10 protein-coding genes are annotated in these 12,223 nt (G+C 34.8%); 8 read left to right on the top strand and 2 right to left on the bottom strand.

The window, feature by feature from the left end:
- Positions 1–106 precede the first annotated feature (106 nt).
- Positions 107–2,503, bottom strand: coding sequence for a heavy metal translocating P-type ATPase metal-binding domain-containing protein (locus tag Q4500_RS12040; RefSeq protein WP_303599904.1), 2,397 nt, complete (start codon positions 2,501–2,503; stop codon positions 107–109).
- 118 nt (positions 2,504–2,621) lie between these two features.
- On the opposite strand from Q4500_RS12040, the gene Q4500_RS12035 reads away from it, so the two are divergent.
- The 4 genes from Q4500_RS12035 (at position 2,622) to Q4500_RS12020 (ending at position 5,790) form a co-directional block, all read left to right on the top strand.
- On the top strand, positions 2,622–3,311 hold the full coding sequence (locus Q4500_RS12035) for a Crp/Fnr family transcriptional regulator (RefSeq protein WP_303599903.1): 690 nt from the start codon (positions 2,622–2,624) through the stop codon (positions 3,309–3,311).
- Between the two features lie 80 nt (positions 3,312–3,391).
- Entirely contained in the window at positions 3,392–4,264 is an 873-nt protein-coding gene (locus Q4500_RS12030; RefSeq protein WP_303599902.1) for a universal stress protein, read from the top strand.
- A gap of 130 nt (positions 4,265–4,394) precedes the next feature.
- Entirely contained in the window at positions 4,395–5,072 is a 678-nt protein-coding gene (rpiA, locus tag Q4500_RS12025; RefSeq protein WP_303599901.1) for a ribose-5-phosphate isomerase RpiA, read from the top strand.
- 28 nt (positions 5,073–5,100) lie between these two features.
- Entirely contained in the window at positions 5,101–5,790 is a 690-nt protein-coding gene (locus Q4500_RS12020) for a VIT family protein (protein ID WP_303599900.1), read from the top strand.
- Between the two features lie 12 nt (positions 5,791–5,802).
- Here Q4500_RS12020 and Q4500_RS12015 read toward each other — a convergent pair whose 3' ends face one another.
- Entirely contained in the window at positions 5,803–6,729 is a 927-nt protein-coding gene (locus tag Q4500_RS12015) for an alpha/beta hydrolase (protein ID WP_303599899.1), read from the bottom strand.
- A 403-nt stretch (positions 6,730–7,132) separates the two neighbouring features.
- Here Q4500_RS12015 and Q4500_RS12010 point away from each other — a divergent pair, with 403 nt between their 5' ends.
- The 4 genes from Q4500_RS12010 (at position 7,133) to Q4500_RS11995 (ending at position 12,011) form a co-directional block, all read left to right on the top strand.
- Positions 7,133–9,163, top strand: coding sequence for a transketolase (locus Q4500_RS12010; RefSeq protein WP_303599898.1), 2,031 nt, complete (start codon positions 7,133–7,135; stop codon positions 9,161–9,163).
- 56 nt (positions 9,164–9,219) lie between these two features.
- Positions 9,220–9,873, top strand: coding sequence for a fructose-6-phosphate aldolase (gene fsa, locus Q4500_RS12005; protein ID WP_073245215.1), 654 nt, complete (start codon positions 9,220–9,222; stop codon positions 9,871–9,873).
- 145 nt (positions 9,874–10,018) lie between these two features.
- Entirely contained in the window at positions 10,019–10,738 is a 720-nt protein-coding gene (locus Q4500_RS12000; RefSeq protein WP_303599897.1) for an endonuclease/exonuclease/phosphatase family protein, read from the top strand.
- A gap of 226 nt (positions 10,739–10,964) precedes the next feature.
- Positions 10,965–12,011, top strand: a complete 1,047-nt coding sequence (locus Q4500_RS11995; protein WP_303599896.1) for a toxin-antitoxin system YwqK family antitoxin — start codon at positions 10,965–10,967, stop codon at positions 12,009–12,011.
- Positions 12,012–12,223: the final 212 nt, after the last annotated feature.

Here is a 12,223-nt window from a genome sequence, read left to right as displayed (position 1 = left end):
TTAGAATTATTTTAAATACTGAGGTAAATAGAAAAGTTGAATAATGGAGATTGAATCTTACTCGTAAAGATTGATACAATATGGAATGTTGAAAATTACGCTTTGATTATGGAAGTTTTCTGCCAATAAGGTTGGTCATTACGGTAGTAAAAGCAACAATGGTAATAGAGCTTAATGGCATTAGAATTGCAGCGATAACAGGCTCTAACTCTCCAGTAATGGCAAAATAAAGTCCTACACAATTGTAGAGTAGCGATAATAAAAAACTCATTTTAATAATATGCATCGCTTTTTTAGATGCGAGAATATAGCTGTACAATTGTTGAAATTTAGAAGCATCTAATATGGCATCGCAAGCTGGTGAGAATACATTGATATTTTCAGATATAGCAATACCTACATTACTTTGTGCAAGCGCACCGGCATCATTTAATCCATCGCCTACCATCAATACTTTCTTACCTTGATCTTGTAATGATTTTATAAACTCTAGTTTCGTTTCGGGTTTCTGGTTAAAGTACAGCGGAGTCAATTTTGGTAACAACGCCTCTAATCGTTCTTTTTCTCCTTCATTATCACCAGAAAGTATCGCTAAACTTATCGTTTCAGACATCTCTTTGAAAACAGATGAGAGTCCGTCTCTATATTGATTTTGAAAAACGTATCTCCCTTTATAAGCATTATTAGAGCTGATATAAATAGAGGTGTCGAGCAAATTTTCTGAGGTGCCTTTACCTACAAAATTTGCAGAACCAATTTTCATATTAATATCATCTTTAGAGCTTTCCAGTCCTTTGCCAACATGTTCTTCGTATTCATCTAAGGTGATGATATTCTGTTCTTTAAGTAGATCATATAAAGATCTGCTTAAAGGGTGGTTAGAAGCTCTAATAGTATTCTTAAGTATCGATTCTTCATCAGGTGTTAAAGGCATACCTTCGTAGTGCGCCGTGCTTTTTTGCGTCGTTGTAATGGTACCGGTTTTATCAAAAATAGCGGTGTCAATTTTAGCCAAGCGCTCAATGGTTTGGGTGTCTTTAATATAGAATTTCTTTTTGCCAAAAATTCGTAGCATATTGCCTAGGGTAAATGGTGAAGCTAATGCTATGGCACAAGGGCAGGCAATAATCAATACTGCCGTAAAAACATTCATGGCTTTAGAAGGGTCGTAGAACAACCAAAAAGCAGTGGATATAAATGCGATAGAAAGTACGGCAATGGTAAAGCGTTTTCCGATACTATCAGTAAGGTTTTGAAATGTGGTCACTTTATCGGTCTTAAAAACAGCATTTCCCCATAGTTGTGTCAAATAACTTTGCGATACCGATTTTAAAGCAATCATTTCAATAACACCGTTAAGTTGCTTTCCGCCTGCAAAGACCTGTTCTCCGATTTTTTTAGAAACGGGTTCAGATTCCCCCGAAACAAAACTATAGTCAATTTGTGCATTTCCGTATACTAGAGTACCGTCAACGGGAATCATTTCTTCGTTACGTATCAATATTCGATCACCCTTTTCAATTTCTTGAACAGGCACGGTTTCCTCTTTTCCTTTTAGGTTCAGTCTAGTAATTGCTATAGGAAAGTATGATTTGTAATCGCGTTCAAATGATAAAAAGCTATAGGTTCTTTGTTGAAAGAATTTACCAAGTAATAGAAAGAATACCAGCCCAGTAAGAGAATCGAAAAATCCGCTACCTAAATTAAAGGCAATATCATAGGTACTTCTTAGAAATAATACAAGAATACCAAGCGCAATAGGCACATCAATATTTAAAAGTTTCGCTCGCAGCCCTTTAAATGCGGAAATAAAATAATCCCATCCAGCATAAAATATTACGGGTAACGAGAAAATGAACATCATCCATCGAAATAAGTCTTGGTATTTATTTAACCAATATTCACCACCAGAAGCGGCGCTAGAATTTAAGTCGAAATATTCAGGAAAAGAGAGAAACATGACATTACCAAAAGCAAAACCTGCAACACCTAGTTTGTAAATTAAGGTTTTATCAGAGACCTTCTTTTTACCGTCAAAATCTTCTAAAGAAATATAAGGTTCATATCCAATTTTAGCCAAAAGTAAGACGAGTTCTTTTAAGCTGAAACCCTCTTGTTTATAGTTAATACGAATTGTTTTTTTCGGAAAATCTACTTGAGAATTAGTTACATTCTTATTAAGCTTATTCAAGTTCTCTAAAATCCAAATACACGAGCTACAATGAATAGTAGGTATATAAAGATTGATGATTTGAATATTACCATCATTGAATTCTGTTAGTTTAGCTATGATCTCTTCGTTGTCTAGAAAATCATATTTACCTTCAATGACATCAGGTGTTGAGCCTGCAGCAGCTTGAAGTTCATAATAGTGAGACAAGTCGTTTGTTGAAAATATTTCATAAACGGTTTTACAACCAGCACAACAAAATGATTTTTCATCAAATGTTATAAGTTGTTTATCACAAGGGTCACCACAATGAAAACAATTAGTTGCCTGCATAAATATTTAAAAATAGTAATTACAAAGGTGAAAATGATACAGTTTTTAAAACATGATAATTGTCAGTTACTACAATTATAAGCTTGTTTAATTTTGCCTAAGATTAATTTATGAAGCTATGGAAAGTAGATGTGAAAATTGCATTATCCGACAGTTTAATTCACTTCGTGCATTGAGCAAAGACGAATTAAAAAAGGTAGCAGACTCTAAAACCTCTAAGAAGATTAAAAAAGGAGAGGCTTTATTTATAGAGGGGCAGAAGCTTGATGGTGTATTTTGTGTGCGAGATGGTGTTTCTAAGTTGTCTAAATTAAGTAGTAATGGCAAAGAACAAATTGTAAAATTGACCAATAAAGGTGAGATAATGGGGCAGCGTTCTGTAATTGCAGAAGATTTTACCAATTTAAGTGCTACCGCTATTAGTGATATGGAAGTGTGTTTTATACCCAAAGAGGTAATATCGAACACATTGAATACCAATCCTTATTTTTCTTTAGAAGTATTACGGCATTTGGCGCATGATTTAAAAGAAGCGGATGATGTTATTGTAAATATGTCTCAAAAAACAGTAAAACAACGTTTGGCAGAGGCGTTTGTTTATTTGAAGAAAAATTATGGTGAAGACGAAAACGGATTTCTATTATTGACACTTAGTAGAGATGATTATGCAAATATTGTTGGTGCGGCAACAGAATCTTTAATTCGTATGATTTCTGAGTTTAAGAAAAAAGGATTCATAAAGACAGAAGGTAAAAAAATTGGAATCGTAGAAGAGGAGATGTTGCAAGAACTAGCTGACGGATTTTAAATTTTTTAGTATTCTGATAAATGTCATAGTTTCAGTTCTGTAGGGAGGCTACATTTATCATCAAATGATGTGTCTCATTTATGAAAAATATATTAATACCGACCGATTTTTCACAACCTGCATGGAATGCAATACAGTATGCCTTGCAATTATTCGCAGAATCTGAATGTGTATTCCATTTATTAAATGCCTATACTCCAGAATTACATAGTAACCGTTTAATGGCGGGGAGAGTAACGGAAGCCGCTAAAGATTATTCTGCACAAACAGCATCAGAAAAAGGATTGAAAAAGACTCTTCAGCACATCAAAAAACAATACAATAATCCGCTTCATAACTATAAAACAATTTCTAGCTTCTCAATGCTTATTGACGAAGTAAAAGAAGTTGTTGAAAAACAGCACATAGATTTTGTAATTATGAGTGCCAGCGGTGGTGCAGATGATGAATCTATTTTTTTAGGTAGAAATACGGTAAGAATATTAAACCATGTCAATAAATGCCCAATTATGGTAATACCTCCAAGGGCAGTTTTTGAAAACTTACATTCGATTTCTGTTGTATCAGAACTCAATCATTTATTTAAAAGCGATGAATTAAGCCCGGTAGTAGAATTGGCACGGTATTTTAATAGTACGGTACAAATTGCAAGTATTCAAAATGCTACGCCACAGATCACAGAGTTACAACATATAAATCATGAGATTATAGCTGAAAAACTAGGGTCTATATATCATAATTTCTACAAACTAGATACCGAACATTCTTTAACAACCACTTTAAAGAGGTATGTTGATCATACTAATTGTCAGTTACTTGTTGTGTCTAACAATACCAATAGTTATTTAAGAAAATTATGCAATGATTATATAGTAGGTAAATCAATTTTCTGCTGCCATGTGCCAATGTTATCATTACAGTTAATTGAAAATAACATCAGTATCAGTCATTAAGATCTTCCCTTTAGATAATTATTAGCGAAGGTTTCATCACAAAATTTTAGGCATTACTTAATGCTTTGATGAATGCTATCAATTAATTCTAAATATCTTTATAGCCAAATAACCATAATACAACCAAAAAGTGAGCACGGTAAACGAGAAGAAAGTAGCAGCATTAGAAGCGGTAAAATATATAAAATCTGGAATGATCGTTGGTCTAGGCACTGGGTCTACTGCATTTTATATGATAGAGGCAATAGGCGAAATGGTAATGAACGGACTAAAAATCAAAGCCGTTGCAACTTCTGACGAAACCGAAAAATTGGCAAGAAAACTGGGTATACATGTGATTACTCTTGCAGAAGCTAAAAGATTAGATGTTACCATTGATGGTGCGGATGAGGTCGATGAAGACTTTCAATTGATCAAAGGCGGAGGTGGAGCGTTACTACGTGAAAAAATCGTCGCCCATAATTCTGATATGAATATTATTATTGCAGATTCTTCTAAGAATGTTGCTAAACTAGGTAAGTTCAAATTGCCTATTGAAACGATACCCTTTGCTACACAACTTATTATTAAAGAATTAGAATCAATGAAATTGTTTCCTGTACAGCGAAAGAGGGGTGCTGACGATTATAAAACCGATGAGAATAACGATATCGTTGATATTGATATTTGGGATACTGATATAAAGCTGACAGATTTAGAGCAGCAATTAAAAACAATCCCAGGTATCGTAGAAACCGGATTATTCTTAACCACTACTAATTTGGTTATTATTGGCAAAGGGGAGAAGGCTATTGTAAAAAAGCGATAGTAGTTAACTACAGTAAAATTCACAAACTATGCAAGACGAAAAACATTATGGTACGCGGAGTAATTGGTTGCGAGCGGCAGTACTTGGTGCTAATGATGGTATTTTGTCCACAGCAAGTTTGGTTATAGGTGTCGCAGCGGCAAGCACAACTAGAGAGCCAATTATTTTAGCAGGTGTTGCAGGTTTGGTTGCAGGTGCCTTGTCAATGGCTGCAGGGGAGTATGTATCTGTAAGTTCGCAAGAAGATTTAGAAAAAGCCGATCTAGCTCGCGAGATGAAAGAGCTAGAAGAAATGCCAGAAGAAGAACTTAAAGAACTCGCTTTAATTTATGAAGAGCGCGGTTTAGATTCAGGTTTGGCGTTACAAGTAGCTACACAGTTAACGGCACATGATGCCTTGGGTGCACATGCAAGAGATGAGCTGGGTATTAATGATATTACACAGGCAAATCCGTTATTGGCGGCATTATCGTCTGGTGCATCTTTCGTTTTCGGTGGATTACTTCCTGTTCTGGTAGCTTATTTTGGTCCGTTAGAACAAATGGAATATGTGCAATATGGTTTTGCTGTTCTGTTTCTAGCGGTGTTAGGTGCTATTGCAGCAAAGGCAGGCGGTTCAAATATTCTGACAGCCGTTTTAAGAATTAGCTTTTGGGGTACGGTAGCCATGGTTATCACTGCATTGATCGGGCATTTGTTCGAGGTAAATGTGGCGTAGTGTTATTTTTTTCTATCTATTGGGTGAAGTAATCGATTCAAAATCCTTCATAGTAGTTTCTCCATGTAAGATTGCCATTAAAAATTCATGAATCAAATCAGGAAATTTAAATCCGAGTGAGGCCCATTCGTGTCCGCCTTCTTCATTGTAATACACTTTGTAATTTCCATCTATCTCAGAAAGGCGTTCGGCAATAGCTTTGGGTCCGTTGATTTGTAGGAAACCAACATCTGTTGGCTTGCAAAACCGATGCGGATTCGTATCATAAGGGACAATGGAATCTTTAACTCCGTGAAAAAACAGGGCAGGAGTCTTATTGCTGGCATCAATATAATTCTCATCCAATACAGCACCAGAAAAACTTACTAATCCTGCAATTTTAGCATTAGGGTAGGGCAGTCTTTTAAAACGATAATCGTATCGCATAAATTGAAAATTCAAAACGGTTTCGGCACCCGCGCTGCTTCCTATTAAGAATATTTTTGTCGGGTCGGTTTTAAAGGGTAATGAATCTTTTGTTATGTAATTTATCGCCTTAGACAAATCGGCAACCGCCTCAACGTAGGTATCAATTTTTATAGATGTTGGGCAAACGCACCCAAAAGATTTCCCTTTTCTAGAAAGTCTGTAATTTATAGAAGCTACGTTAAATCCTTTTTTAGCTAGATAAGTACTCAATCTTTTTTCATCGCCACCATTCCGTTGTCCGGCTGTAAAGCCACCACCATGCACTAAAACAACTGTTGGTTTAAGTTCTATGCCATTAGATGGGATAGTATAAAAATCAAGTTGTAGTGTATCGGCATAATTATAGGTTCTCATCTGAACGGCATCCGGTTTGGAGTTTGAATCTTGTGCAAATGTGGGGCTACTGGTAGAAAAGAAACCAAATAATATAATGAAGTAACTAAATATATGCAATGTTGTTTTTGAGGTCATAAGCGTAATTATAGTGTTTTGGTGAGCATCTGAAATAAACAGAATACCATAAAAACGTTACATAACAAAGGTTGTCAGTTTTATAAAAATTTGAAATCGATAAAAACTTACAGTAATACGTCTTCACTAAAAATGCATAAAGCGTGCAAATGTACAGCGTAAGTGTCTTACTTATAGTAATTAAAGGTGAATTGGGTTAAAAAATGATTCACAGAATGTTTTCGAAAACCCTTTCGCAATAATATTTATGCGAAACTAGTGGTGTATGAGCGCTTATGACTTGAATTCTATAGAATTATGTTGGGCTAAATATTTTAATTAGCGCCTTATATAAAGTATCTTTGGGAGAGATTTTAGTAGATCATAAAATAAACACGAACCTGAAAAATAATCTAATAATATAATGAACAAGGAACTAGATCAATTAGCAGCCGATAATATAAGGGCATTGGCTGTAGCGATGGTAGAAAAGGCAAACTCTGGACATCCAGGTGGCCCAATGGGAGGCGCAGACTACATGCACATTTTATATTCTGAATTTTTCAACTACGATCCTTCTGATATGAAGTGGCCGTTTCGTGACCGTTTTTTCATGGATGCTGGGCACTTATCTACTTTAATGTACGCTCAGTATTATTTATTGGGTAATTATGAAAAAGACGATGTAGCTAATTTTAGACAATGGGGATCGGTAACACCGGGCCACCCAGAAGTTGATGTTGCAAGAGGTATAGAAAACACATCTGGACCATTAGGTCAAGGTCATACTATGGGTGTTGGTGCTGCAGTAGCGGCTAACTTTTTGAAAGCACGTTTTGGAGATTGGATGAACCATAAAATTTATGGTTTTATTTCTGATGGTGGTGTACAAGAAGAAATCTCTCAAGGTGCAGGTAGAATTGCAGGTCACTTAGGCTTGAGCAATTTTATTATGTTCTATGATTCTAATGATGTTCAATTATCATCTAAAACAGATGAGGTTACTTCAGAGAATACGGCAATGAAATATGAGGCATGGGGATGGAAAGTTGTAACTATCGACGGCCATGACCATGATCAAATAAGAAAAGCACTTACAGATGCTAATGCGGAAACAGAGAAGCCTACGTTGATTATCGGTCAAACGATAATGGGTAAAGGCTGTGTAACTGCAGACGGCACGCCTTATGAAGGGTATACAGAACTACACGGTAAGCCAATTGGCGATACAGGTGCAGATTATGAAAAGACCTTATTGAACTTAGGTGCAGACGTAGCAAATCCTTTTGATATCTATTCAAAAGTAGAAGAGTACTACGAAGGTATTATCAATAAGAAGAAAGACGAAGCACAAGCTAAGAAAAGAGAGATCGATGCATGGCGTTCAGAAAATGCTGAGCTTTCTGCAAAATTAGATGGTTTCTTAGAAGGTAAATTACCAGAATTAGATTTTAGTTCTGTAGCACAGAAAGAAGGTCAGGCAACTCGTGCAGCATCCTCTAACGTTTTAGCGTATTTAGCGCAAAATGTAGAGAATATGATTGTATCATCTGCAGATTTGTCGAACAGTGATAAAACAGACGGATTCTTAAAGAAAACACACATTTTAAAGAAAGGTGATTTCTCTGGCGCATTCTTACAAGCAGGTGTAGCGGAATTAACAATGGCAACTATGGCAAACGGTATCGCACTTCACGGTGGGGTAATGGCTGTAGTAGCAACATTCTTTGTATTCTCTGATTATATGAAACCAGCTATTCGTTTAAGCTGTATTCAAGAATTACCGGTTAAGTTTGTTTGGACACATGATGCTTTTAGAGTAGGTGAGGACGGACCAACACACCAACCAATAGAGCAAGAAGCTCAAATACGTTTGTTAGAGAAATTAAAGAATCACAGCCACGAGCAAAGTTTCGTAGCATTGCGTCCTGCAGATTCTCAAGAAACAAATGTAGCTTGGAAAATGGCAATGGAAAACCAAAAGACTCCGACCGGACTTATTTTATCTCGTCAAGGGATAAAAGATCTTCCTGCGAAAAGTGGTAACCGTTATCAGGAGGCTTTAGGAGCAGAAAAAGGAGGATACTTAATACAAGAAGTAGCCGATCCAGATGTTATTTTGATTGCTAATGGTTCTGAAGTTGCAACTTTGGTAGCGGCAACTAAATTATTGGAAGAGAAAGAAGGTTTAAAAGTGAACATTGCTTCTATACCATCTGAAGGTATTTTTAGACAACAGTCAGAAGCTTACCAAGAAAAAGTGATTCCGCCAAATAAACCAGTTTTTGGACTTACAGCAGGTCTTCCTGTAAACTTGGAAGGATTAGCAGGAGCAAACGGAAAAGTGTTCGGTTTAGAGCATTTTGGTTATTCTGCACCAGCAACGGTACTTAATGAAAAATTCGGATTCACCGGTGATCAAGTATACCAACAAGTAATAGATTTTTTAAAGTAAACGATTTTTAGGGTTTGCCCTAAAGACATTCATTATAAATTAAAAATTAGAAAAAGATGAAATTTTTTATAGATACAGCGAATTTAGACGAAATCAAAGAAGCTCAAGATATGGGTATTTTAGATGGTGTTACAACAAACCCGTCTTTAATGGCAAAGGAAGGCATTACTGGTGCAGATAACATTTTGGCGCATTACAAGAAAATATGTGATGTAGTTGACGGTGACGTAAGTGCTGAGGTTATTTCTACCGATTATGAAGGTATGATCGCGGAAGGCGAGAAGTTGGTTAAAATTAGCCCACAAATCGTAATTAAAGTACCTATGATCAAGGAAGGTGTAAAGGCAATTAAGTATTTCTCTGATAAAGGATACAGAACTAACTGTACATTGGTATTCTCTTCTGGTCAAGCATTATTGGCTGCTAAGGCAGGTGCAACTTACGTATCGCCATTCATTGGTCGTTTAGATGATATCTCAACAGACGGATTAGGATTGATCGCTGATATTCGTTTGATCTATGATAACTACGGTTACGAAACTCAAATTCTTGCAGCATCTGTACGTCACGTAATGCATATTATCGACTGTGCTAAAATTGGTGCTGATGTAATGACTGGTGGTTTAAGTTCAATTGTCGGACTTTTAAAGCACCCATTAACTGATAGCGGTTTAGCTAAGTTCTTAGCTGATTACCAAAAAGGAAACTAAGTCGTAAGATTTAAGCTATTGATATCGAGAACCATCACTGGAAAGTGATGGTTTTTTTGTTTTATATTAGTTGGCATATAAGATGGATATAGTAACTTGTTATCTTATACAGTTGTTGGCATGCATTATAAAAATCTAACCAAAATTGAAAATTATAACTTGGAATTGTAACGGTGCATTAAGAAATAAGTTCGAATCGTTGTTGGACTATAATGCTGATATTTACATAGTACAAGAATGTGAAAACCCAGCTGAAACTAAACATGCCGAATATAAAAATTGGGCTATAAACCATCTGTGGATTGGTGATACCAAAAACAAAGGAATAGGGATTTTTGCAAATACCAATGTAAAATTGGAAAAGCTAGATTGGTCTGATATTTATAAAAATCATAAAGTCAAACACTTTCTTCCTTGTTCAGTGAATGAAGACTTTAATCTTCTTGCTGTTTGGACTCACAATAACAAATCCCCTACTTTCGGTTATATTGGGCAATTGTGGAAATATCTACAACTTAACAAATCTCAATTACATAAAAGTTTAATAATCGGTGACCTAAATAGCAACAAAATCTGGGACAAATGGGACAGGTGGTGGAATCACTCAGATGTTGTGAAAGAACTAAGTGAAATTGGAATTAAAAGCTTATATCACAAATATTTTAAAGAAGAGCAAGGTGTAGAAACTCGACCGACTTTCTATCTGCAAAGGAAACTAGAAAAACCATATCATATCGATTATGTTTTTGCGAGTGTGGACTTTCAAAACGGATTACAGAAAATGGAAGTTGGGGATGTAAATCAATGGCTTAAGATTAGTGACCATTTACCAATAGTTTGCGAATTCGATATGAAAAAAAAATAACGCATGCCAACACAACCTATACGTAATGCGGACTTTAGGGCTAAAACGGAATGGTTTGTCTATATTTATAAAGTCGCTAAATCTTATGGATTTAGCTTTGGAAAAGAAAAAATAAAACTAAACAATAAGCTTTAGCTTAGTGCTAAGACGGAAACGAAAAGTTTCCTTATCTCCGCACTACGCTTAGCTAAACCGTTACCTGTAATTTAACGAGACATCGTAGACAATGACAAACATTCATGATTACATTACAATAGTTTTACAAAAAAATAAAATCGTAAATTTTGAATATGCTTTATTTCTTTTAACTGTAACGAATGACTTATTAAGACTTGAGTTAGCTTTAAGGGAATGTGAATCTCATTTATTAAATAAATTTGATAAAATTGACCAAGCTCACTTAAGAGAGTTAGGATTACCTAGTTACGAAGGATATGATATTGATATTATTGAAAATAAAAATATACGAATTGAGTTTATTTACGGAATTAATGCGCCTGAACCTGAAGTTTGTAATATACCACTCATCTTATATAAAGCACTTTTACAAGATTACTATTTACATTTAAAAGAAGATAATTTCTTTCAAAATGGACAGATTAAAGTTGAAGGGCAATCACATAATTATTTAAGACAAGGGATTTGGACAGAATATTATTCAAACGGACAAATTTTATCTCACGGAGAGTATAGCAATTCACAAAAAATTAATAGTTGGAAATATTTCTTTGAAAATGGAAATAAAAAAAGAATCGAAAACTATGATAAAAAAGGTTTTAGAGAAGGAATATGGAAAGAATGGCATCAGAATAAGAATTTAAAATCAAAAAATAGCTTTAAAAATAATGAGCATATTAGTGAAACTAAATTTTGGGCTTATGGAGCACATACCTACAAATCCTTTGAAATTTGGCTTGAAAATGTTTACAGCGAAGAAACACAACCTGGATTAAATATGAATTATGCTTCAATCAATTCCAATAATGAAAAATTCATAATACCTAAATTTCAATTAGGCATTAACTCAATTGCAAATTACTCTTTAGGATATAATAATTGGATTTTTATAGCAAAAACAAGAAATTATTACTTGCTAGATTTGGACAGCGGTGAAGTTTTTAATCAATTAGTCTGGTTTAGAGAAAATGGTATGAATCATTGTGATTCATTAGTGAAAAATTATTTTAAAGATGATAAATTGTACATTATAAATACAAGAAGTAAAATCATTTTTAACTTATTAACAAAGGAAAAAGAAATAAAAAAGGATTAATAAAAACTACAGGTAACACCGTATAAAACTAATTGCTAGTGATAGCCTACTTACGAAAGTCCTTGCGGACTTTCTATCTGTGATTTATTTGCTAACTTTAGTGCTTAAATCACGCAACTAATCTTATACAATTCCGTTGTAAGTAATTTGGCATCGCTAATGTTCTTTTTGCTTAGGATTACCTGAGATATATTGTGGATATAAAAATCGGA

The sequence above is a fragment of the Maribacter sp. 1_MG-2023 genome (assembly GCF_030547005.1).
GTDB lineage: Bacteria > Bacteroidota > Bacteroidia > Flavobacteriales > Flavobacteriaceae > Maribacter.
Note: the sequence above shows the minus strand (reverse complement) of the source record. Positions and strands in the feature narration are given on the sequence as shown.